20 protein-coding genes are annotated in these 22674 nt (G+C 72.8%); 7 read left to right on the forward strand and 13 right to left on the reverse strand.

The window, feature by feature from the left end:
* Positions 1 to 2066: hypothetical protein (locus tag ABT381_RS27245; protein ID WP_351599215.1), on the forward strand; the 2066-nt coding region annotated here is incomplete at its 5' end.
* 39 nt (positions 2067 to 2105) lie between these two features.
* On the opposite strand, the gene ABT381_RS27250 is transcribed toward ABT381_RS27245, so the two are convergent.
* On the reverse strand, positions 2106 to 2990 hold the full coding sequence (locus tag ABT381_RS27250; protein WP_351599216.1) for a transporter substrate-binding domain-containing protein: 885 nt from the start codon (positions 2988 to 2990) through the stop codon (positions 2106 to 2108).
* Between the two features lie 107 nt (positions 2991 to 3097).
* Positions 3098 to 4291: a cytochrome P450 family protein gene (locus ABT381_RS27255; RefSeq protein ID WP_351599217.1), complete on the reverse strand. Its 1194-nt coding sequence runs from the start codon at positions 4289 to 4291 to the stop codon at positions 3098 to 3100.
* A gap of 222 nt (positions 4292 to 4513) precedes the next feature.
* On the opposite strand from ABT381_RS27255, the gene ABT381_RS27260 reads away from it, so the two are divergent.
* Positions 4514 to 5695 carry a macrolide family glycosyltransferase gene (locus ABT381_RS27260; RefSeq protein ID WP_351599218.1) on the forward strand — a complete coding sequence of 394 codons (1182 nt, stop codon included), beginning with the start codon at positions 4514 to 4516 and terminating at the stop codon, positions 5693 to 5695.
* Positions 5696 to 5745: 50 nt separating this feature from the next.
* Here ABT381_RS27260 and dmpG read toward each other — a convergent pair whose 3' ends face one another.
* The 3 genes from dmpG to ABT381_RS27275 are packed head-to-tail and all read right to left on the reverse strand — an operon-like array spanning position 5746 to position 8590.
* Positions 5746 to 6777 (reverse strand): 4-hydroxy-2-oxovalerate aldolase, encoded by a 1032-nt coding sequence (gene dmpG / locus ABT381_RS27265; RefSeq protein WP_351599219.1) that lies wholly within the window; start codon positions 6775 to 6777, stop codon positions 5746 to 5748.
* Positions 6774 to 7742 (reverse strand): acetaldehyde dehydrogenase (acetylating), encoded by a 969-nt coding sequence (locus ABT381_RS27270; RefSeq protein ID WP_351599220.1) that lies wholly within the window; start codon positions 7740 to 7742, stop codon positions 6774 to 6776. Before ABT381_RS27270 ends, dmpG begins: the two co-directional genes overlap by 4 nt.
* A complete protein-coding gene (locus ABT381_RS27275) occupies positions 7739 to 8590 on the reverse strand; it encodes a 2-keto-4-pentenoate hydratase (RefSeq protein ID WP_351599221.1) in 852 nt (283 codons plus the stop codon). Before ABT381_RS27275 ends, ABT381_RS27270 begins: the two co-directional genes overlap by 4 nt.
* A gap of 162 nt (positions 8591 to 8752) precedes the next feature.
* On the opposite strand from ABT381_RS27275, the gene ABT381_RS27280 reads away from it, so the two are divergent.
* Positions 8753 to 9478, forward strand: a complete 726-nt coding sequence (locus ABT381_RS27280; protein ID WP_351599233.1) for an IclR family transcriptional regulator — start codon at positions 8753 to 8755, stop codon at positions 9476 to 9478.
* 74 nt (positions 9479 to 9552) lie between these two features.
* On the opposite strand, the gene ABT381_RS27285 is transcribed toward ABT381_RS27280, so the two are convergent.
* Positions 9553 to 10224, reverse strand: a complete 672-nt coding sequence (locus ABT381_RS27285; protein ID WP_351599234.1) for a bifunctional 4-hydroxy-2-oxoglutarate aldolase/2-dehydro-3-deoxy-phosphogluconate aldolase — start codon at positions 10222 to 10224, stop codon at positions 9553 to 9555.
* 296 nt (positions 10225 to 10520) lie between these two features.
* A complete protein-coding gene (locus ABT381_RS27290) occupies positions 10521 to 10952 on the reverse strand; it encodes a ribonuclease (protein WP_351599222.1) in 432 nt (143 codons plus the stop codon).
* 172 nt (positions 10953 to 11124) lie between these two features.
* On the opposite strand from ABT381_RS27290, the gene ABT381_RS27295 reads away from it, so the two are divergent.
* Positions 11125 to 11754 carry a helix-turn-helix domain-containing protein gene (locus ABT381_RS27295; RefSeq protein ID WP_351599223.1) on the forward strand — a complete coding sequence of 210 codons (630 nt, stop codon included), beginning with the start codon at positions 11125 to 11127 and terminating at the stop codon, positions 11752 to 11754.
* A 26-nt stretch (positions 11755 to 11780) separates the two neighbouring features.
* Positions 11781 to 11951 (forward strand): DUF6126 family protein, encoded by a 171-nt coding sequence (locus ABT381_RS27300; RefSeq protein ID WP_351599224.1) that lies wholly within the window; start codon positions 11781 to 11783, stop codon positions 11949 to 11951.
* A gap of 12 nt (positions 11952 to 11963) precedes the next feature.
* Here the strand turns inward: ABT381_RS27300 and ABT381_RS27305 are convergent, their stop codons facing one another.
* On the reverse strand, positions 11964 to 13178 hold the full coding sequence (locus ABT381_RS27305; RefSeq protein ID WP_351599225.1) for an acyltransferase family protein: 1215 nt from the start codon (positions 13176 to 13178) through the stop codon (positions 11964 to 11966).
* Positions 13175 to 15460: a glycosyltransferase gene (locus ABT381_RS27310; RefSeq protein WP_351599226.1), complete on the reverse strand. Its 2286-nt coding sequence runs from the start codon at positions 15458 to 15460 to the stop codon at positions 13175 to 13177. The genes ABT381_RS27305 and ABT381_RS27310 overlap by 4 nt, the downstream gene beginning before the upstream one ends.
* Positions 15461 to 15969: 509 nt before the next feature.
* Here ABT381_RS27310 and ABT381_RS27315 point away from each other — a divergent pair.
* Entirely contained in the window at positions 15970 to 16638 is a 669-nt protein-coding gene (locus ABT381_RS27315) for a thiaminase II/PqqC family protein (RefSeq protein WP_351599227.1), read from the forward strand.
* Positions 16639 to 16696: 58 nt separating this feature from the next.
* On the opposite strand, the gene allB is transcribed toward ABT381_RS27315, so the two are convergent.
* The 3 genes from allB to ABT381_RS27330 all read right to left on the reverse strand — a co-directional run bounded on the left by allB (position 16697) and on the right by ABT381_RS27330 (position 20568).
* Positions 16697 to 18031, reverse strand: coding sequence for an allantoinase AllB (allB, locus tag ABT381_RS27320; protein ID WP_351599228.1), 1335 nt, complete (start codon positions 18029 to 18031; stop codon positions 16697 to 16699).
* A 143-nt stretch (positions 18032 to 18174) separates the two neighbouring features.
* Positions 18175 to 19692: an NCS1 family nucleobase:cation symporter-1 gene (locus tag ABT381_RS27325; RefSeq protein WP_351599229.1), complete on the reverse strand. Its 1518-nt coding sequence runs from the start codon at positions 19690 to 19692 to the stop codon at positions 18175 to 18177.
* Positions 19693 to 19773: 81 nt separating this feature from the next.
* The gene (locus ABT381_RS27330; protein WP_351599230.1) at positions 19774 to 20568 is read right to left on the reverse strand and encodes an aspartate/glutamate racemase family protein; all 795 of its coding nucleotides are present in this window, start codon (positions 20566 to 20568) and stop codon (positions 19774 to 19776) included.
* 371 nt (positions 20569 to 20939) lie between these two features.
* On the opposite strand from ABT381_RS27330, the gene ABT381_RS27335 reads away from it, so the two are divergent.
* Entirely contained in the window at positions 20940 to 21740 is an 801-nt protein-coding gene (locus tag ABT381_RS27335; RefSeq protein ID WP_351599231.1) for an IclR family transcriptional regulator, read from the forward strand.
* 94 nt (positions 21741 to 21834) lie between these two features.
* Here ABT381_RS27335 and ABT381_RS27340 read toward each other — a convergent pair whose 3' ends face one another.
* Complete coding sequence (locus ABT381_RS27340; RefSeq protein WP_351599232.1) at positions 21835 to 22155, reverse strand: DUF5955 family protein; 321 nt, start codon at positions 22153 to 22155, stop codon at positions 21835 to 21837.
* Positions 22156 to 22674: the final 519 nt, after the last annotated feature.

The raw sequence follows: 22674 nt of genomic DNA on the forward strand, positions 1-22674 counted from the left end.
GCGTACATCACCAAGAACAATTTCACTCGCCCGCGCCCTGGCCCGCCGCCGCGGCGCCGGACGGGGCGCGCGGCGAGAAGCTGCTGAAGACGGCGGTGCTGGACGCGCTGCACCGCGACCCGCACGCCCACAGCGAGCTGCCCGCCTACCTCTTCCTCGGGCCACCGGGCGGCGGCAAGACCACGTTGCTGCGGCAGCTGTCGGCGCGCGCCCAGGAGCTGGACGCGCCGCTGGCCTGGCTGGACCTGGACGGTGCGTACACCTCGATCACCGAGGTGGCCTTGGAGGCGGCCGGGCAGTTCCACCGGGACACCGCCCGGCATCCCGCGCTCGCCTTCCCGGCCTTCGCCGGGCTGCTCACCGCATTCGCCCTCGCGCCCGCGCCGCGTGCCATGAGGGAGCTGGCGGAGTCGGCGCGCGGCGTGCTGGGCCGCTTCCCGCTCGGCGACGTCCCCGGTACGGTCCGGGCCGGCCTGCAGAGCAGTCTGGACGCGCTCGGGGACGCACCGCCGCCGCCCGGCGTCGGCGCCGTGCTGCGGCTGGCCGGTGAACCGCGGCTCCGGCTGCGGCACTTGGAACGGGCGCTGGCCGGCGTCGCGCGGCGCAGCGGCGGCAGCGCCCGCGACCTGCTGCGGTATCTGCGGCGGCAGCTGGCGGGCCGCCCGGACGAGGCCGGGATCGTGGACGAAGTACTGCTGCGGGCGCTGCTCTCGGACCTGCGGACGGCCTACGGCGCCGGCTCCCCGCGCCGCCGCACCACGCACTGCCTCCTGCTGCTGGACAACGCCGACTGCCCGGTGGGCGAGGCGTTCCTGCAGGGGCTGGCCCACGCCCGGGCGCTGGACAGCGGCGTCACCCCGGCCTGGGACCCGCTGCTGGCCGTGGCCACCGCCGGGACCGTGCCCCGGCAGGTCGACCCGGAGCAGCTGGCCGGGCCCGACCTGCGCTTCCAGCTGACCAACTGGCGGCTGACGCATCGTCAGGAGACCCGCACGGCCGACGACCTGGTCGTCGCCCAGCTCGGCGGGCTGTCCCTGGCCGAGGTCACCGAACTGGCGGCGGAGACGCTCGACGGCACCCGCGGGCTGCCCCGGCCGCCCGTCGCGCGCCCTGCCGGCTGGCTCGGCCGCCTCGTGCACGACCTGACACGCGGCCACCCCGGCGCGGTCGCGGCGCTCCTCGACGCGCTGCCCCGCTTCCCCGCGGACACCGACTGGGCGTACCGGCTGCGCCGGCTGCTCACCCCGGCCGGGCCGCTGCCCGAGGGCACGGGCTGGGACTTCGCGGGCGATCTGCTGCACACGCTGCTGCGGGACGTGCCCGACGAGGTACGGGAGCTGCTGCCGCGGGCCGCGGCGGCGGTCGACCTGGACCACGCGTTCACGGCCTGGGGGCTGTGGGGCGACACGGACGACCGCGCGCAGGGCGCCCTGACCCACTTCCGTACGCACGGGCTGCTCACCCCGCCCGTGCAGGACGGCCAGACCGATCAGCTGCATCCCCTGCTGCGCCACCTGCTCCTGCGCGAACTGGCCGAGCGGCCGGAGACCGGCGCGTTCACCTGGCGGCACGCGCACGACGCGCTGCGGCTGCGGGCGCGCGACCACGGCGAGGGGGCGGTCGCCGCGTACCACGCGCTGGCGCTGGGCGACCTGCCCGCGGCGGCGGAGTACCTCAGCCGGGTGTTCGAGCGGACGACGGACCGGGCCGCGCGGAGCGAGGCGTTCGACCTGGTCCGGCGCGCCCCGGTGCGCGAGTACGTCCTCTTCTCCGACGACTCACCGGTCCGCCGCTACCACCGCCTCGTCCGGCCGCTCGCGCAGGACGACCCGTCGGCGGCGATGGCGCGGGCGCTGGCCGCCGCCTGGCTCGGCCCCGAGCCGGCCCGCAGCGCGAGCGGCCCGGCACGCCCCGGGGCCCAGCCGGGCCGGCCCTACTTCGACCCGCTGACCGACCCGTACGGCATCCTGGTCCCGGCCCTCGGCGAGGCGCTCACCGCGCTCGACCGCCACTATCCGGGCCAGTGGGGCGCGGCGTGCGCGAAACAGTACGACGCGAACGACTGACGCCGCGTCGGGCCCCGCCGCACCGTGCCGCACCGGGCGTCAATTCATCCACTCGTCCTCGTACTTCTCGTACGTGCCGTCGTGCGTCGCCAGATGCACGAACTGGTCGACGTACTCCTTGAACTGGACGTCCTTGCGCGGCAGCGCGTACGCCTTCTCGGCGAAGGTGAAGGGCTTGTCCGGGTGCACGGAGCACAGCTCGGGGTGGAGCTTGGCCTGGTAGAGCGTCTCGCTGGCGTCGGTCATCATCACGTCGGCCCGGTCCGCGACGATCTCGTCGAAGATCGTGTTGTTGTCGTTGTGCACCTTGATCGTCGCCTTCTTGAGGTGCGACCGCGCGAACTCCTCGTTCGTCCCGCCCGGGTTGACGACAACCCTCGTCTCCGGCTTGTCGATGTCCTCCAGCGTGCGGTACTTGTCCTTGTCCTCGCAGCGCACGATCGGCGTCTTGCCGTCCGTGCGGGTCGGCTCACTGAAGGCGAGCTTGCGGGCGCGCGGCAGGGTGATGGAGACGCCGCCGACGGCTATGTCGCAGCGCCCGTCATTGAGGTCACCGACCAGGCTCGCCCACGTGGTGGGCACGAACTCGGCCTTGGCGTCCAGGCTCTCGGCGAGGTCACGTGCCATGTCGATGTCGATGCCGCTGTACTTCTCGGTCTTCCGGTCCCAGGAAGTGAAGGGTCGGTAGTCGCCGGTGGTGCACACCCGCAGGGTGCCGCGGCGCGGCACGGTGTCCAGGAGGCTGGGCGCCGGCTTGTACGCGGGCCTCTTCTTCGCGGCCGCGGCGGCCGGCGCGGCGGGAGTGCCGGACGCGCCCGGCGTGGCGGACGCGTCCGGCTTGCCGTCCCCGGCGAACGCGGTGGGCGCTGCGGCGGTGGCGGCGAGAAGGCAGGCGAGGGCGGAGAGCGTGACGGCACGCTTCATGGCGACTCCTGTACGCGGCGGGGCTGGAGGCAGTGCCGAGAGGAACGGCAAGATCAGAGCTTAGAGCCTCTGTCCGAACCCCGCCCGGGCGCCCGCCGCCGGGCCGTTCACCGCACGCGCACCGGCAGGGCGAGCGGGCCGCGCATGAGCATGCCGGGGCGCCACCGCAGCGTGGCCGGGTCGGCGTCCAGGGCCAGCTCCGGGCAGCGCTCCAGGAGCGTGCGGACGGCGATGCGGCCCTCCATACGGGCCAGCGGTGCGCCCACGCAGTAGTGGATGCCGTGCCCGAAGGCCAGGTGGCCGCGGGTCTCGCGGGTGATGTCGAAGCGGTCGGGCGCGTCGAACCGGCCGGGCTCCCGGGCGGCCGAGGCCAGCGCCACAACGACGACGTCACCGGCGGGCAGCAGCGTGCCGCCGATCTCCACCGGCTCGGCGGCGAAGCGCCAGGTGCTGGTCTCCACCGGCCCGTCGTACCGCAGCATCTCCTCGACGGCGTTGTCCAGCAGCCCGAAGTCGGCACGCAGCGCGGCGAGCTGATCCGGGTGGCGCAGCAGCGCGAGGATGCCGTTGGCGATCAGGCCAACGGTGGTTTCATGACCGGCGACCAGCAAAAGGAAGGCCATGCCCACCAGTTCCTCGCCGGAGAGCCGGTCGCCGTCCTCGTCGGTGGTCCGTATGAGCACGCTGAAGAGGTCGGGGCCCGGCTCGCGCCGCTTGTCCTGGATGAGCTGCTCCAGGTAGCGCGTGATCTCCGCTTCGATGCCGCCCGTGCCGCCCGGCCCGTCGGTGCTGACGAACGCGTCCGACCAGCGCCGGAATCGCTCCCGGTCCAGGTCCGGCACGCCCAGCAGCTCGCAGATCACCGTCATGGGCAGCGGGTAGGCGAGCGCCTCGATCAGGTCGGCACGGCCGTCCGGTGCCTTCGCGAGCATGTCGTCGATCAGGCCGTCGGTGATGCGCTGCACGGTCGGGCGCAGCGCCTCGACAGCGCCGCCGGTGAAGGCCCTGACGACCAGCTTCCGCAATCGGGTGTGGCGCGGCGGGTCGCTCTGCAGCATGTTGCCGAGGAACCCGATGTGCTCTTCCGGCCGCCACTCGGGGTGGGCCGTCCAGTCCTTCTTGAGCCGGGCGTCGGCGAGCGCGGCCCTGGCCTCCTCGTGGCCGACGACGAGCCAGACCTCGCGGCCGTCGGGCAGCCGCACCCGGTGCACCGGCCCCCGGCCGCGCAGCGCGGCGTAGTGCGGATACGGATCGCTGGTGAAGCCCGGTTCCAGCTCGGTGAGTTCGACGATGTCCTGCATGTGCGCTCCCCCTGGCCGCTGGGCCTCGGTAAATCGGTTGGTCACTTCCGGCACCCGACATTACGGTGACGGCATGGGTTACCACCAGGTCCAGATCTACGGCTGACACGGCCCCGGCGGCGCTCCGTCCGCCGCGCCGCCCGCCTGCCCGCCCCGCGCCGCATCATCAGGCGCCGGGCCGCCCTGTCCTGCCCACCGCAGATCTGAATCGAGTGATCCTCCATGGCTTCCCGCACTTCCCACATCGCGATGATCGGCAATCCCGTCATCAGTCACACCCTGCCCGGTATCGAGATCATCCGGGAGCTGGTGGCCCGCGGCCACCGCGTCACGTACGCCAACGACCCGTTCCTGGGCGACCTGGTCACCTCGACCGGCGCCGAGCTGCGCCCGTACCGCTCCTGCCTCCCCCCGGTGACCGGCAGCGCCTGGCCCGAGGACCCGGTCGGGGGGATGAGCACCTTCCTCGACGACGCCGTCCAGATGCTGCCGCAGCTGCACGAGCTGTACGACGACGACCCCGCCGACCTGTACCTGTACGACATCGGCGGGTACGCGGGCCGCGCGCTGGCCGAGTCCCAGGGGCGGCCCACGCTCCAGATCTCGCCGACGTACGTGGGGTGGAGCGGCACGGGCGAGGACGACATCGACGCGCAGATCCGGGCACTCCCCGGGGCGGACACCTACTTCGCGAAGTTCGCCGACTGGCTGGCCGGCAACGGGGCCACGACGCTGGAACCGGGCGCCTTCTCCGGGCGCCCCGCCCGGGCGGTGGCGACCATCCCGCGGGCCATGCAGCCGCACGCCGACGACGTGGACACCGAGGCGGTGACCTTCGTCGGGCCGTGCCTCGGCGACCGCAGCGACCAGGGCGGCTGGACCCGCCCGGCCGGCGCCGAGCGCGTCCTGCTGGTCTCGCTGGGCTCGGCCTACACCCGGCAGCCGGAGTTCTACCGGCGGTGCCTGGCGGCCTTCGGGGAGCTGCCGGGCTGGCACCTGGTGCTTCAGATCGGGAAGGACACGGACCAGGCGGAGTTGGGCCCCATCCCGCAGAACGTGGAAGTGCGTTCGTGGGTTCCGCAGTTGGCGATCCTGGAGCAGGCCGACGCGTTCGTGACGCACGCGGGGATGGGCGGGTCCAGTGAGGGGCTGTACACGGGCGTGCCGATGATCGCGGTGCCGCAGGCGGCCGATCAGTTCGGCAACGCCGACCAGTTGGTGTCGCTCGGCGTGGCCCGGCGGATCGACACCGCGGACGCGACGCCCGAGGCGCTGCGCGGCGCGCTGCTGGCGCTGACCTCCGACCCGGAGGTGGCGCGCCGCTCGGCCGCCCTGCGCGCCGAGGTACGGGCCGAGGGCGGCACCGCCCGCGGCGCGGACATCGCGGAGTCGCTGCTGCCGTGAGGCGGCGGAAGGGCCGGTGCGCGCGGCACCGGCCCTTCGCCGTACGCCCGTCAGCCCCGCGCCGCCACCATGTCCAGGGCGACGTCCGTGATCATGTCCTCCTGGCCGCCGACCAGGCCCCGGCGGCCCACCTCGACGAGGATGGTGCGGGTGTCCAGGCCGTACCGTTCGGCGGCCGTCTCGGCGTGCCGCAGGAAGCTGGAGTAGACCCCCGCGTACCCCAGGCTCAGGGTCTCCCGGTCCACCCGCACCTCGCGGTCCTGGAGCGGGCGCACGAGGTCGTCGGCCGCGTCCATCAGCGGGAAGAGGTCGCAGCCGTGCTCCCAGCCCATCAGGTCCGCGACGGCGACGAAAGCCTCCAGCGGGCAGTTGCCGGCGCCCGCGCCCTGGCCGGCCAGCGAGGCGTCGACGCGGGTGGCGCCGTGCTCCACGGCGACGACGGTGTTGGCGACGCCGAGCGCGAGGTTGTGGTGGGCGTGGATGCCGAGCCCGGTCTCCGGGTCGAGGACGTCGCGGTAGGCGCGGAAGCGGTCGCGTACGCCGTCCATGGTCAGCCGGCCGCCGGAGTCGGTGACGTACACGCACTGCACGCCGTAGGACTCCATCAGCTGGGCCTGGCGGGCGAGTTCGGCGGGCTCGGCCATGTGGGACATCATCAGGAACCCGGCCACGTCCATGCCGAGTTCGCGGGCCGCCGCGATGTGCTGGGCCGAGATGTCGGCCTCGGTGCAGTGCGTGGCGATGCGTACGGAGCGGATGCCGAGGGCGTGCGCCTGCTTGAGGTCCTGGACGGTGCCGATGCCGGGGAGCAGGAGGGTGGTCGGTACGGCGGTCCGGGCCGCGTCGGTGACGGCCTCGATCCACTCCCAGTCGGTGTGCGCGCCGACGCCGTAGGTGATGCTGGAGCCCGACAGGCCGTCGCCGTGGGCGATTTCGATGGCGCCGACGCCGGCCGCGTCCAGCGCCGCTGCGATGGCGCGGGCCTGCTCGACGGTGTAGCGGTGCCGGATGGCGTGCATGCCGTCCCGGAGGGTGACGTCCTGGACGTACAGGGCGGGGGTGCCGGTCCCGTTCGCGGTCATCGTGCTGCCACCTCGCTGGTGCGGTGTGCGGCGATGCGCTCAGCGGTGCGCAGCGCGGCCGAGGTCATGATGTCGAGGTTCCCGGCGTAGGCCGGGAGGTAGTGCGCCGCGCCCTCCACTTCGAGGAAGACGGAGACCTTCAGGGCGTCGCCGGACGCGGCTGCCGCGGGCAGCAGCGCGTGCAGCGGGTCACCGGCGACGACCTGCTCGAACTGCACTTCCTGCTTGAGCCGGTAGCCGGGCACGTACGCCTGGACCCGCGCGACCATCTCCGCCACGGCCGCGGCGAGGGTGTCGCGGTCGCCGTCCGACACCAGGCAGTGCACGGTGTCCCGCATGATCAGCGGCGGTTCGGCGGGGTTGAGCACGATCACCGCCTTGCCGCGCGCCGCGCCGCCGACCCGCTCGATGGCGGCGGCGGTGGTCCCGGTGAACTCGTCGATGTTCGCGCGGGTGCCCGGCCCGGCGGAGCGCGAGGAGATCGAGGCGACGATCTCGCCGTAGTGGACCGGCGTGACGGCCGAGACCGCGGCGACGACCGGGATGGTGGCCTGGCCGCCGCAGGTGACCATGTTGACGTTGGGCGCGTCCAGATGCGCGTCGAGGTTGACCGGCGGCACGACGTACGGGCCGAGCGCCGCCGGGGTCAGGTCGATCACCGTACGGCCGAGGGCGCGCAGCGCCTCGTCGTGGTGGCGGTGCGCCCCGGCGGAGGTGGCGTCGAAGACGATCGTCACGTCCTCGAACTCGGGGAGCTTCACCAGCCCTTCGACGCCTTCGTGGGTGGTGGCGATCTTCAAGCGGCGGGCCCGGGCGAGGCCGTCGGAATCGGGGTCGATGCCGGCCAGCGCGACGACCTCCAGGCTCTCGGAGAGCCGCAGCACCTTGATCATCAGGTCGGTGCCGATGTTGCCGGAGCCGATGATCGCGACCTTGGTGCGCGCGTCGGGGGTGCGCTCGCTCACCGCTGCTCTCCTTCCGTCCCGGCGTTCGTCGCTGCTGCGAACCGGGTCGTCACCGAGCCCAGCCCCGAGATGTGCGCCTCGAAGACGTCACCCGGCGCCGCGGTCGCCATCGGGCCGAGCGCGCCGGTCAGTACGATGTCGCCGGCCCGCAGCGGGTCGCCCGTCGCGGCGAGCGCGGAGGCCAGCCAGGCGGCGGCGTTGAGCGGGCTGCCCAGGCAGTCGGCGCCGGTGCCCGCGGAGACCTGCGCGCCATTGCGGGTCATGGTCATCCGTACCGCGCGCAGGTCCAGTTGCGTCACGGGCACGGGGGCACTGCCGAGCACGAAGAGGCCGGAGGAGGCGTTGTCGGCGACGGTGTCGACGATCGAGATGTCCCAGCCGGCCACCCGGCTGTCGACGATCTCCAGCGCGGCCAGCGCGAAGTCGGTCGCACGCAGCACGTCGGCGACGGTGCAGTCCCGGTGCGGCAGGTCGGCGCCCAGGACGAGCGCGACCTCCGCCTCCACCTTGGGCTGCAACAGCCGCCCGGCCGCCACCGGCTCGCCCTCGGGCACCGCCATGGCGGCGAGCAGGGCGCCGAAGTCCGGGCGGTCCACACCGAGCTGGGCCTGTACCGCGGGCGAGGTGAGGCCGGTCTTGCGGCCGACGATCCGGCCGCCGGCGGCGAGTTCGCGCTCGATGGTGAGCCGCTGGACGGCGTACGCGGTGTCCAGGTCGCCTTCGGGCAGCAGACCGCGTACGGGGGCGCAGGGCACGCCGGTACGGGCGGCCTCCGCCAGGATGTCGGCGGCCTTGACGACGACGGGCGGCACACCGTCCGCGCGGACGGGCTCGGGTGGGGTCGGCATGGAGCGGTCTCCTGATCGGCGGGAGGGGCGGGCGTGGTGATCAGCTCGGGAGGGGCGGCCGTGGTGATCGGCGGAATGGGAGGGCGTGCGGCTCCGGTATAGACGTGGCGCCGTGGACCGGACAATGTTTGTTCCGTGACACGGAACGACGCAGCATCGAGCATGCTCGACAAGGCCGCCCTGATCGTGGAGTCCTTCCGCCCGACCGGTGGTCCGTACCGGCTCGCGGAACTGGCGCAGCGCACGGGCCTGCCCAAGCCGACCGTCCACCGGCTCGCGGCGGACCTCGTACGGCTGGGCTGGCTGGAGCGCACGGACGACGCCCGCTACCGGCTCGGCGGCAGGCTGTTCGAGCTGGGCTCACTCGTGCCGCGGCGGCGGGACCTGCGCGAGGCGGCGCTGCCGTTCCTCCAAGACCTCTTCGAGGCCACCCGCGAGACCGTGCACCTCGGCGTGCGCGAGGGGCTGGAGGTGGTCTACCTGGAGCGCATCCACGGCCACGACGCGCTCCAACTGCCCTCGCACATCGGCCACAGCCTGCCGCTGAGCTGTACCGGAGTGGGCAAGGCGCTGCTGGCGTTCTGCGGTACGGAGCTGACCGAGGACGTACTGGCGCGGCCGCTGCCGAGCCTGACGCCGCACTCGCTCACCGATCCGGCGCGGCTGCGGATGGCGCTGGAGAAGACGCAGGTGTCCGGGCTGGCCTACGAGGAGCAGGAGGCGGTGCTCGGCGTCAGCTGCATCGCGGCGCCGGTCTTCGCGGGCGGCGACGCCGTGGCCGCGATCTCCGTCGCCGTCCCCCGCGCCCGTTTCCGCCCGGCCCAGCTCGCCCCGGCCGTCCGCACGGCGGCGCTGGGGCTCTCCCGGATGCTGCGCGGGGGGATTTGAGGAGCCGTAGTACCGGCAGGCGCGGCGTAGTACCGGCAGACGCGGCGTAGTACCGGCAGACGCGGCCGTCCCGCTCAGGCGTCGTACAGATCCAGCGAGCCGAGCCCCGGGGTCTTGGACGGCGGAGCGGCGGCGGCGAGCAGCGGGAGGAGGGCCGCGGCGCGCTTGGTGACCGTGTCGCGGTCGCCCGCGGAGAGCTCGGAGCCCATGCCGACCGCGACCGCTCCGGCGGCGATCCACTCCGGGGCGCTCTCGACCGTCACGCCGCCCGTCGGCAGCAGCGGCGCCTGCGGCAGCGCCGCGCGGACGTCCTTGAGCCAGCCGGGTCCGTATCCGGAGGCCGGGAAGAGCTTCAGGGCGTCGGCGCCCAGCTCCAGGGCGCGCACCATTTCGGTGGGCGTGGCGACGCCGGCGAAGACCGGGACGCCGTACCGATGGCCCGTGCCGATCACCTCGGCGTCCAGGTGGGGGGAGACGAGGAAGCGGGCGCCCGCGTCCACGGCCATCCGCGCGGAGGCCGCGTCCAGGACCGTGCCCGCGCCTATGATCGCGTCGTCGCCCAGCTCGCGGGTGAGCGTGGTGACCGCCTCCAGCGCGAACGGCGTCGTCAGAGAGATCTCCAGGCTGGTGATGCCGGCCGACAGCAGCGTGTCGGCCGTGGCGCTGGCCTCGTCGTACGTCTCGCTGCGGACGATGGCGAAAACGCGCTGAGCCAGTGCGGCCCGGGTGATCTCCCAGCGGTACACGACAGCTCGCCGCCCTTTCATGGTCCGCCCCGCACACGGCGTCGCCGCCGTGCCCCCAGGGACTGTTCCGATGCGCCGGTGGTCGGGCTCCGCCGCAGGTCGCCGCCTTGAGGCTGCTTTGCCGCCGATGCCCGCCCGGTCGCTGTTTCCACCGAAACGCTACCGGCAACCGCTGACAATCCCTCAGCGGGGGGTGCGACTTGGCTGCCGGGCGGCGCCCGCGCGGCCCGGCACGCCGGGCAGAACGCGGCGGCGGCCGGGGCACCGCCCCGGCCGCCGCACTGGTCCCGAGCCGCTCAGCAGCCGCGGTCCACCAGGTCGAAGGACGCGTAGTGGTCGGAGGTGTAGTAGTCCTCGTCGGTCTGCTCGCCGGTGACGATGCGGCGGGCGCCGCGGTCCGGGGAGCCCGGGGTCTCGACGGTGTACTCGTGGTAGTAGCCGCTGGACTGCTGCGGCAGGACGCCCTCCCGGTTGGAGAAGACGCCGCCGTCCTGCGGATAGGGGTAGGGGCCGCCCTTTTCGATGAGGTCCAGGGTCTCGTGGGCCTCGCCGGGCAGCTTCGAGTAGCAGATGTCGCCGACGGCGGCCGCGTGCACGGGCGCCGCGTACGCCACCGCGGCGGGGGCGGCCGCGGGCGTGGCGGCGACGGCGGCGGGGCCCGCGAGGAACAGGGCCGAGGCGAGGGCGCCGAGGGCGCCGATCCGGGTGATCCGTGGGGGGATTCTCATGGCGTACAGCATGACGCGCGTAGACATGCCCCTGTCAATCCAAGTGCGGGAAGTTTCCCGGGAGTTCACAGGAGAGGAAGCGGGAGGGGCGCTTCACGGCACCCCCTTTGGCCGTCTTTGCCTCAGAGGCAAAACTTTTGCCCGATGGGCTCGGGCTGGCTATACCAGAGATATGACCGAACCCCTGGAGAACGGGTCCGCCGGCGCGGCCGACGAGCTGCCCGTCGTCGCGCCCCGCCTGCGTGACCTGCGGCGTCGCGCGGGGCTCACGCTGGAGACCGCGGCCCGGCGGGTCGGTCTGTCGCCCGCGCACCTCTCACGCCTGGAGACCGGGCGCCGCCAGCCCTCGCTGCCGATGCTGCTCTCCCTGGCGCGGACGTACACCACCACGGTATCCGACCTGCTCGGCGAGACCGCGCCGGAGCGGCAGCCGGTGTTCCGCGGGAGCGACGCCGAGCCCTCGGAGGCCGGCGGCTGGACGTACTGGCCGATGGGCGGCCCCGGCCGGGCCATGCAGGCGCTGCGGGTGTTCGTGCCACCGCACGACGGCCAGGCCGGGCTGGTGCGGGTGCATCCCGGCGAGGAGTGGCTGTACGTGCTCAAGGGGCGGCTGCGGCTCACGCTCGGCGAGACGGTGCAGCTGCTGGACCCGGGCGACGCGGCGCACTTCGACTCGCTCACCCCGCACCGCATCGCCGCCGCCGACGGCAGCGGCGCCGAGCTCCTCTTCGTCCACACCCTCATGCAGAGCGGCACGGCCGGGCTGTGCCTGGGCGACGGCGGCACCCGCCGCGGCCTGTGACCCGCTTCCAGGAAAGGATCACCACCGTGACCGAGCAGCCCGCCTCCCCGCCGGCGTCCGGCGGAGCCCGTAAGAACGATGTCGAGGACCGGGCTCCGCGCGGACTGTCCGTACGGGTCGCTCTCTATGTCGTCGGCTCGCACGTCCTCCTGGCGTTCCTCAGCTTCATCGTGGTCATGCTGAAGTCCGCCTCCTGAGGGCCGCGCCGCCTACCGGGTCACCACCCCCGCGTAGAAGTCGCGCCGCCGGCCGCGCCCGTCCCTGAGCCGGTACAGCAGGCTCGACGGGTACTCGATGACCCAGTAACTGGCCACCGCGACCGGCACCGCCACCAGCAGCACGACCGCCACCGCCCACCAGAAGCCGTCCGGGCGGCCCGGCAGCAGGCCCCAGTGGTACAGCTGCAGCATGACCGGCTCGTGCCAGATGAAGAGGCTGTAGCTGACCAGGCCGAGGTAGGTGAGCCAGCGGGCCCGCAGCAGGCGGTGCCAGCGGACCCGCCCGCGCGCGTGGACGACGCCGAGCAGCAGCGCCGCCCACGCCAGCGCGGCGAGCGGGTGGTAGAAGGTGAACGTGAGGTTCTCCGGCCGCGAGTCCCAGGACAGGCCGTACACCGCCGCCACGGCCACCAGCGAGAGCGCGACCGCCGCCCCGCCCGGCAGCCGCCCCCGGCCACGGAGGGCGACGACCAGCACCGCCAGGCCCATGCCGGCCGCGAAGCCGCTGAAGCGGGCCTGCGGGCCGAAGTACACCGTCCAGTCGGTGTGCGGCACGCCGTACCCGTAACGGGCGACGGCGACCCACACGACGGGCAGCACGAACAGCAGCAGACAGCCCCCGGCACACACCGCGACGCGCGCGCCGCGGCGGCGCAGCGGGCGGCAGGCACGCACGGCCAGCGGCCCCAGCGCGACCAGCGCGAGGTAGAACACCACTTCCAGCGACAGCGACCAGGCGGGCCCGAGCGTGTAGAAGATCTGCCGCTGGTCGAAGACGTGCGTGAAGGTGAGGTGCTCGACCAAATCCCGCCAGTTGCCGCCCAGTTGGGGGTTGCGGCTCGACCAGACCACCAGTACCGCGATGAAGTACAGCGGCACGATGCGCACCGCCCGCCGGAAGAGGAACAGCCGCCCCGGGCGGGTCGAGCCGCCGTCGATGGCGGCGCGCGCGTAGGAGAGCGTGAGCAGGTACGCGGAGACCACGAAGAAGAAGTCGATGACTTCGAGGGAGAGCAGCGCGCCGAGGTAGGGGCTGTCCACCGGCGGGTGCGAGCCGGCCGCGTCGTACACGTGGTACTGCTGCCAGACGTGGAAGATCACCGTGCTCAGCGCGGCGATGCCGCGGAAGCCCTGGATCTCCTCCGCCTTGCTGCGGACGGCCACCGACTCCTCGCTGCGCGAGCCCGGCACGGTCGTCACCGTCATGGGCGCTCCCCCGCCGCGGCGGCCGGCGCGGTGGCCGGTGCCGTTGCCGCCGCGCGTGGCGTGACCCGCCACCGCCGGTCCCCCAGCGCCTCCTTCATGCACGCCTGCCGCGCGAGCATGTTCTTGAAGTGCGTGTAGAAGAACGTCGACAGCAGCGCGTAACTCCAGAACCAGCCGCGGCGGCGGCGCAGTTCGGGTACTGCCAGCCGCCAGGCGAAGGCCGCCTGCACGATGCCCGCCGAGAGCGTGAAGACCATCGCCAGCAGGCAGACCGGCACGGTCCAGTCCAGCTTGTCGACGCCGCCGGCCTTCCACGCCGAGTACATCAGGATGGGCCACATCTGGAGCGTCAGCCACGGCTGCACCTCGCGCCAGCCCAACAGGACGAGCAGCCCGGCCTTCTGACGGGGCGTGAACTGCGGGGAACGCAGGCTGCGCCACAGGTGTTTGAGGGAGACCTGGAGCCAGCCCTGTGCCCACCGCGAGCGCTGGTTCCACAGCGGCTTGAGCATGGTCGGGGACAGCTCGCGGGAGATGAGGGTGCGGTCGACGGTGAAGCGGGCGCCCTCGCCGAGCGCGCGCATCGTGGAGTCGATGTCCTCGGTGAGCATCGAGCCGTGCATACGGGTGCGGGCGAGCAGGTCCGTGCGCCAGAAGCCGTTGGAGCCGCCGAAGACGCCGAAGCCGTACAGCCGGGTGCGGCCCGGGTGACTGACCGCGTAGATCGCCTCGAACTCCACGGCGACGAGCCTGGCGACCCAGGAACTGTCGCCGTTGCGGACCACGCAGTGCCCCTGGACCACGTCGTAGCCGTGCGAGAGCCAGTGCCAGGCGTGCTGGAAGGCGTCCGGCGCCGGGTGGTGGTCCGCGTCGAAGATCCCGACGATCTCGCCGCGCACCCGGGTCACCGCCGCGTTGACGTTCTGCGCCTTGGAGGTGGAGCCCGCGACGGGCATCAGGACCAGCCGCGGGTCGCGCGCCGCCATCTCGCGCAGGGTGTCCTCGATGGGCAGCGGGTGCGGCGTGTTGTACGCGAGCACGACCTCGAAGTCGTTCGGGTACTCCAGCCGGAGGAAGGACTCCACGGTGTCGACGATGGTCGCCGCTTCATTGGGGAGGTACGCGGCGATGATCGCGCTGGCGGGCGGGTACGGCTGCGCGGGCCGCTCCGGGCGGCGCGACGCGTCCAGCGAGAACAGGCACTCGATGACGATCAGCGCGGCCGAGATGACCAGTCCGGCCACGACGACCCAGTACATCACCGAGCCCACGTCCCAGCCCCAGCCGTACGCCTGCTGGTAGACCACGAACGGCAGGCCCACCCCGAGGGGCAGCACGACCAGCGAGGACAGGGCGGTCAGACGTGCGCGCAGGGCGGCGCCGAAGGGGTTGCGGCGGCGGTGCGAGGCGCGCATCCACGGCGCGTACGCCACCGGGCGCAGGTCGCGGTGGCTGGTGGACTGGGCGACCGCCGCGAGCGCCTTCTCGACGGCCTGCGCGGGTCCGGTGCAGTCGGCGAGCGGGACGAGGCCGATGGCCGGGGTGAGCCGGACGTTCTCGTCGGCGACGACGAAGCGGGTGGAGGCGACGGCGTGCGCGAACTTCTCCAGGCCGCGCCGGGCGGTCTCCTCGTCGATGCCGGGCAGCAGCATCAGCAGGTGCCCGTCGTCGTCCCAGCCGAAGCGGTCGCAGGTGCTGCCGAGCCGTTCGGCGACGCCGGCCAGCCGCTCGGCGACCTCGCGCCGGACGCGCGGGCCCAACCGGTGCTCCAGCGCGCCCATTTCGGCGACGGCGACCATGGCCATGACACCTTGAACACCGGAGCGGCGCCCGTTCCCCGGCCGCTGGAACTCCCGCTCCAGCTCGTCCAGGAAGTGCCGGTGGGAGTAGAGCCCGGTACGCGGGTCCAGCAGCAGCTGCTCGACCGGTACGGGGACGCGGTGCAGCTTCGCCTCGATACGGGCGGCGAGTTCGACCGGGTCGGAGGCGTCGGGGACGCAGTCGTCGGCGCCGTGCCGCAGCAGGTCGGCGACCTCGGCGGGCCCTGGCCCGGAGGTGACCATGACAAGCGGCAGCGCGCGTCCGGCGGGCGCCGCCCGGACCTCGCGGATCACCTCCCGCCCGCCCCGGCCGTCGTTCAGGGCGACCACGGCGTCCGGCGTGGCCTGCCGGACCTGCGTGCCCACCAGACCGGGCGTGACCTGCCGTACGTCGTGGCCGGTGGCGCGCAGGGTGTGCGTGAGCCGGTCGAGCCGGGGGCCCGGCATACCGACGGCGAGCACCCGCCCGGCACCGGCGCCGTCTTCGATTGTCTGTGAACTAGTCGCATTTGAACGGGAGTTGAGTGGCAACTCTGCTTGATTCTCTGGGTGCGATATCAGCACCGTGGGGGTTCCTTCCTTGCGTGAGGGCGCGCGAAGAACCGGGCCGGGCCGCGACATGGGCGGCCCCGTACCCGGGCAGGGGTGATCTCTCAGCCGGAGTGGCCGGTTCTTCGGCGGGACGCACGCGGGCCGGCGCAGCAGGCACCGGCGCGGGAAGGGTGTTCCAGCGGAATGTGCATGTGTGTGGTCCCATCCTGGTCGGATTGTGGGGGAGGACCGGAATGTGTGGTCACCGGCGTCCGCCATGTGGGGGACGGGCGTCGGCTTCCCTAGCCTCACCCGTCACTGTGACACCACACCTACGGATACGTAACGCAATGATTAAGGCCCCGGGTGCCCGCTCGGTTGCCACACTGGGAGGGACCACGCGGGGCGCCGCCCCGCCGCTGTCCGCCGAGGAGGCCGCCATGGCCCGTTCCGCGACCGACGTCCTCGACTCCGCCGTGCGCGAGTTGGCCCCCGAAGCCGGCGCCAATCCCCTCGTACCGGCCATCGCCGCAGGTGAGGCGCCGCGCGAGGTCTTCGCCGCGCTCGCCCTGGAGCAGCACCACATCATCGCCTCGGACCGGCGCAGCTTCCGCCACCTCGCCGGGCGGGCCGCCGCCGAGCCGCCGCTCGCGGCGTTCTTCGCCTTCCTCGCGGACGGGGAGGGCATCGCGCTGGAGCACGTCCGTACTCTCGCCGCGGCCTGCGGCCTGACGGAGAAGGAGGTCGCGGCGTACGAACCGCGGCCGGGCTGCCAGGCCTACCCCGCGTACGCGGCCTGGCTCGCCCTCGGCGCCGAGCCCGCCGACGCCGTACTGGCCCTCGCCGCCAACTTCGCCGCCTGGGGCGACTACTGCCGCGCCGTCGGCCAGGCCATGCGGCACCGCTACGGCTTCACCGACGAGGCGTGCGCCTTCTTCGACTTCTTCGCCGACCCGGCCCCGGAGCTGGCCGACCGCACCCTGGCGGCCCTTCAGCACGGCCTGGACTCCGGCTCGCTGGACCTCCCACTGGCCCACCGCTACGGCCGGCACCTCCAGGCGTACGAGCTCATGTTCTGGACGACACTGGCCTCACCGCACCGGCCGTAGCGGGGCGGGCCACAGGACCCGCCGCGCCATGCCGTCAACGGCCGTCAGTCGTCAGCCGTCAGTCGCGTACGAGCAGTTCGCCCGTCGGCTCGCTCAGGGTGCCCGCGTCGTTGATCCTGTGGCCGCGGAGCCAGGTGGAGCGGACCACGCCGTGCAGGGTCTTGCCCGCGTATGCCGTGATCTTGTTGCGGTGCTGGAGGGCCGCCGGGTCGACGGTGAAGGTCTCGTCCGGGGCGAGGACCGCGAAGTCGGCGTCGCGGCCGGGCGCGATGGCGCCCTTGCGGTCGAGGCCCACCAGGGCAGCGGGGGCCGCCGACATCCAGCGGACCACGTCCTCCAGCGAATGTCCGCGGGCGCGGGCCGCCGTCCAGATCGCGGGCAGGCCGAGCTGGAGGGAGGAGATGCCGCCCCAGGCGTCACCGAAGTCCGGGGTCTTCAGGTCGGTGGTGGAGGGCGAGTGGTCGGAGACGATGCAGTCGATCGTGCCGTCGGCCAGGCCCTGCCACAGCGCGTCCTGGTTCGCGGACTCGCGGATCGGCGGGCAGCACTTGAACTCCGTCGCGCCGTCCGGGACCTCCTCGGCGGTCAGGGTGAGGAAGTGCGGGCAGGTCTCGACGGTGAGCTTGACGCCCTCCGCCTTGGCCGCCGCGATCAGCGGGAGGGCGTCCGAAGAGGAGAGGTGGAGTACGTGGACGCGCGCGTCCAGCCGCTTGGCGAGGGCGATCAGGCCCGCGATCGCCTCATCCTCGGAGACGCGGGGGCGGGAGGCCAGGAAGTCGGCGTACTTGGGGCCGCTGACGAGCGGCGCGCTCTCCAGGTGGCCCGGGTCCTCCGCGTGCACGATGAGCAGGCCGTCGAAGCCGGCGATCTCGCCCAGCGCGGCGGCCAGTTGCTCCTGGTCGAGCTGCGGGAACTCGTCCACGCCGGAGGGCGAGAGGAAGCACTTGAAGCCGAAGACGCCGGCGTCGTGCAGCGGCCGCAGGTCCTTGACGTTGCCGGGGATGGCGCCGCCCCAGAAGCCTACGTCGATGTGTGCCTTGGACCGGGCGACCTCGCGCTTGACGTCGAGGTTCTCGGCCGTGGTGGTCGGCGGGAGGCTGTTGAGCGGCATGTCCACGAGGGTGGTGATGCCGCCGGCCGCGGCCGCGCGGGTGGCGGTCCAGAAGCCCTCCCACTCGGTGCGGCCCGGGTCGTTGACGTGGACGTGGGTGTCGACGAGCCCGGGAAGGAGGACGTCGTCGCCGAAGTCCTCGACCCGCGCCCCGGCGGGGGGCTCGGCGTCGTGCGGCAGTACCTCGACGATCCTGCCGTCCCTGACCGTGACGGACGCCGCGCGCGTCCCCTCCGGAGTGATGACCCGCGTGGAGCGGAGCACCAGCTGTGCGTCGGACACCCGGTCCCCTTTCTTGTTGCTCGGCTTGCTCGTTTTACTCGGCTTGCTCGGCTTGCTCGGTGCGAGTGCGGACTCTTCCGCACTGCGAAATTCAACTTTCTGTTGAAGAGTCTTCACTTCGGGCGGCGGCCCGTCAAGACCCTTCAGGAGCCGTCGGCGGCCGTCACCCGTACCTGGTCACCCGCCCTTTGTGGGGCCTCCGGTACCGCCCTGACCTGCGACGGGATGATCGCCTCCGGGATCTCCCCGGTCAGCCGCCCGCGCCGGGACACCAGGTAGTACAGCCCGCCGGCCACCCCCATGCCGAACACCCAGGAGAAGGGCGCGACGGCGTCGAAGGCGGGCACCAGCGCGATCACCGCGGCGACCACGGCGGACGGCACGAAGGCGAGGACCGCCTTGGGGTTGTAGCCCCTGCGGTAGTGGTACGCGCCCGCCGCGTCGGCCGCGAACAGCGCGTCCACGTCGATCCGGCCGCGCCGGATGAGGTAGTAGTCCACGAGCAGGATCGCCACCAGCGGCCCGAGGAACGCGCCGAGGCCGCCGAGGAAGTACTGGATCACCAGCGCCGACGAGTACAGCTTCCACGGCAGTACGAGGATCGCGAGGACCGCCGTGATCATGCCGCCGCGCTTGAAGTTCAGGTACTTCGGGGCGAGGTTGGCGAAGTCGTACGCGGGCGAGACGAAGTTGGCGACGACGTTGATGCCGATGGTGGCGACGATGAAGGAGAGCGCGCCGACCACCGTCACGACCGGGTTGTCGATCTTCTGGATCACCTTCACCGGGTCGTAGATCGCCTCGCCGAACACCGAGATCGTGCCGGCCGTGACCAGGACGGCGACCACCGCGAAGGCGGTGAAGTTCACCGGGAGGCCGATGAGGTTGCCGCGCCGGTAGGAGCGGTGGTCGGGGGTGAAACGCGCGAAGTCGGCGTAGTTGAGGACCAGGGTGAGGAACGTGGCGACCGTGAGGCTGACCGCGATCAGGCTCTGGCGCACCTGCGCGCCGCCGCTCAGCCCGGTCAGGCTGTGGGTGAGCGAGATGTCGCCGCCCGCCTTGACGACGAGATAGACCGCGAGCGCGAGGACGACCAGCCAGACCACCGGCCCGGTCGCGAAGTCCTGCACCTTGCGGATGAACTCCATGCCGCGGGTCAGCAGCACCGCCTGCAGCCCCCACATCACCAGGAAGGCGACCCAGCCGAGGGTGGAGAGCCCGAGGAAGGAGTTGTGGTCGTACCGCGCCAGGCCCGGCGCGACCTGGATCGCCAGCAGGACGACGGCCGTGGACGCCAGCCAGGTCTGAATGCCGTACCAGGCGACGGCCATCACGGCGCGGAGCAGCGCGGGAATGTTGGCGCCGTAGACGCCCCAGCTCGCGCGGGCCAGTACGGGGTACGGCACGCCGGTGCGGTGGCCCGCGTGGCCCATGCGGTTCATCAGCCAGTACACGATCGTGATGCCGACGAGCAGCGCGAGGAAGACCTCCCAGGCCGGCAGCCCGAGGACGAAGAGGCTGGCGGCGAAGGCGTAGTTGCTGATCGCGTGGGTGTCGGACATCCACAGCGCGAAGACGCTGTACGTGCCCCATTTGCGCTCCGGGGCCGGGGCCAGGTCCTCGTTGAAGAGGCGGGGGTCCGGCTGCGGGGGTGGTGCCACGTGAGCCTCCCGGGGAGTGGGAACCTAGATAGTGCAGATGTCAGATGCCTGATGTCTAGAGACAGGGATAGACCTCAGATGTCAGATGCCTGATGTCTCCGGAGAAAAATCTGCGTTACGCGCGGACGGAACGGCCGAAACGGACAGCCGCGGCGCCCGCCCGCTGATCGGCCAGCCGCCGATCCGCTTCGGGCGCGGTGCGGCGAAGCTCCGTACGGTGCTCGTCGTGAGCCCCAGGCCGACCACGGCCTCCGCGAACTTCACGGCCGCCGCGACGCCGTCGACGACGGGAACGCCCAGCTCGGCGGCGACCTTCTCCTGCAGCCCGGCCATCCCGCCGCAGCCCAGGCAGATCACCTCGGCGCCCTCCCGGACGAGTTCGCGGGCCGTCTCGACGATGATCCGCTCGGTGCGCCGCGCGTCCTCCTCCAGCTCCAGCACGCCGAGGCCGGTGCCGCGGACGCCGGCGCAGCGCTGGAGCAGGCCCGCGGTCAGCAGCCGGTCGCGGACCTGCGGCACGGCGCGGTCGAGGGTGGTGACGACGCCGTAGGAGTGGCCGAGCATCATCGCCATCTGGGCGGCGCTCTCGGTGATGTCCAGGACGGGCACGTCCAGCAGCTCCTGCGCGCCCTCCCGCCCGGGTTCGCCGAACCCGGCCATGACCAGGGCGTCGAAGGGGGCGTCCAGGGTGGCGAGGCGGTCCAGTACGGCCGCGGCGCTGAGGTACCCCTCGAAGTGGCCCTCGATCGACTCCGGACCCCAGAGCGGTTCGGTGGCGAGGATCTCGGTGCCGGGGGCCGCCACGGCGGTGGCGGTGGCGCGGATCGATGCGGTCATGGAGGCCGTGGTGTTCGGGTTCATGACAAGAATGCGCATGACACTCCAGGAAGCCTTCAGGCTCCGGCCAGGAAGCGCGACGGGGGCGGCCTGGGGGTGGACGGACCCGGCAGCGGGGGTGTTCCCGGAGGGGGCGGCCCGGCGCTTCGGTGAATTGGAGGATTCCACAGAATGGGCAGTAGCTTTCGAGTTGCAGAACGTAGCTTCGCCCACTAGGACCGTCAAGGGATTCTCGCGAGTAACCCTGGTCGTCCCCCGGTTCGCCACCAAACAGGGGCTGACCGGCGGGAACGACTGTGCGATAGACAGTGTGTCGACAGGAGGAGACCGGTAGGCTGCTCCGGTCGGACGCGGAATCCTCCCACTGCACGCGCCGGGCCCGACACCACCTGATCCGAAAGGAACGCGACGTGCCGTCGTCCAGCGCCAGCACTTCCGACGCAGCCAAGCCCGCAGCCGCGAGCGGCGGCGTCCAGTCTCTCGAGCGCGCCTTCGATCTGCTGGAACGGATGGCAGATGCCGGCGGCGAAGTGGGTCTCAGCGAGTTGTCGGCCAGCAGCGGGCTGCCCCTGCCGACCATCCACCGCCTGATGCGCACGCTGGTGGCCTGCGGTTACGTACGCCAGCAGCCCAACCGCCGGTACGCGCTCGGCCCCCGCCTGATCCGCCTCGGCGAGAGCGCCGCGCGCCTGCTGGGCACCTGGGCCCGCCCCTACCTCGCCCGGCTGGTCGAGGAGACCGGCGAGACGGCGAACATGGCGCTGCTGGACGGCGACGAGATCGTGTACGTGGCGCAGGTGCCGTCCCGGCACGCGGTGCGCATGTTCACCGAGGTCGGCCGGCGGGTGCTGCCGCACACCACGGGCGTGGGCAAGGCGCTGCTGGCGGGCCACCCGCCGGAGGAGGTCCGCGCGCTGCTGGGCCGTACAGGCATGCCGGCCGCGACCGACAAGACGATCACCGAGCCGGACGCCTTCCTCGCCGCCCTCGAAGAGGTCAGCGGGCAGGGCTTCGCGGTGGACGACAACGAGCAGGAGATCGGCGTGCGCTGCATCGCCGTGCCGGTCCCGGACTCGCCGACCGCCGCGGCCATCTCGATCTCCGGCCCGACCGGCCGGGTCACCGAGGCCGCCACGGACAAGATCGTGCCGGTCCTCCAGGAGGTCGCCCGCGAGCTGTCGGTGGCGCTGGCGAATCAGAACCCGGCGTAACGGAGCACAGACCGTCGCAGACGCGCGAGGCGGGGCGCGGGGCTTGTTGCCCCGCGCCCCGCCTCGTACGTTTCCCGGGCTCTTTCGCCCTCGCTCAGCCGCGCGGTGGGTCTCCGAAGAGGTCGATGACCTTGCGTACCTCGGTGAGCGTCGGCGACAGCGCGCTGACCGAGCCCACCGCTCCCGCGATCAGCAGCAGCGAGCGGCGCAGCCGTGGCACTTCCGGCGTGCCGCCGCTCACCATGGCGTCCAGCGCGGCCAGTTCCTCCTCGGCGACGCCCCGGTCGGGCAGTTCCGCCGGGTACCCGGCCAGTTCGCGGCGGAGTCTGGCGACGGCCACGCGCAGCGCTTCGACCCGCGGGTCGTCCCCGACCCCGGTCTCCTGCCTCGCCCGTTGCCTCTGCCACTGCTCCACAACGACGGCACCCTCCACGGCCGTTGGTTCGCACCGCACCTCATCGCCCCCTCACCCGGCCCCGCTCCATCGGGAAGCCGCGGATCAGTTAACGCCACGGTGCGCTATTCGCGCCATACGGAGAGCGAAATTCAGTTGTACCTCTCCCCCGCCGCCACAGGACGCCCCACCGGCCCGTCCGGGGCGCCGCCCGGGTCCGGCGCCCCCGCGGCCGGGGGTGTCAGGACCGTGACCGGCGCGGTTCGGCGAGGGGCCGGCGGCAAATCTGACGCAGAATCGTCGGCGCTCCGGATGTCGCTCGACTTCCGCTGCACGCCCGTGGTACGCCGGGCGCGCCCTGACGGCGTACGCGCCTCCCGGCCGGCCGCCCCGCGGCGGGCGGCGATGCGGTAAGCAAGCCCCATGACACGCCCCAGCACCCCGATGACGACGACTTCGCACCCCACTCCCCCGCCGGGCCGCCGCGCCCCGGTCGCCGGTCTGCTGCTCGCGGCCGGCGGCGGGCGGCGGCTGGGTGGC

The sequence above is a fragment of the Streptomyces sp. NPDC000151 genome (assembly GCF_040301705.1).
Classification (GTDB): domain Bacteria; phylum Actinomycetota; class Actinomycetes; order Streptomycetales; family Streptomycetaceae; genus Streptomyces.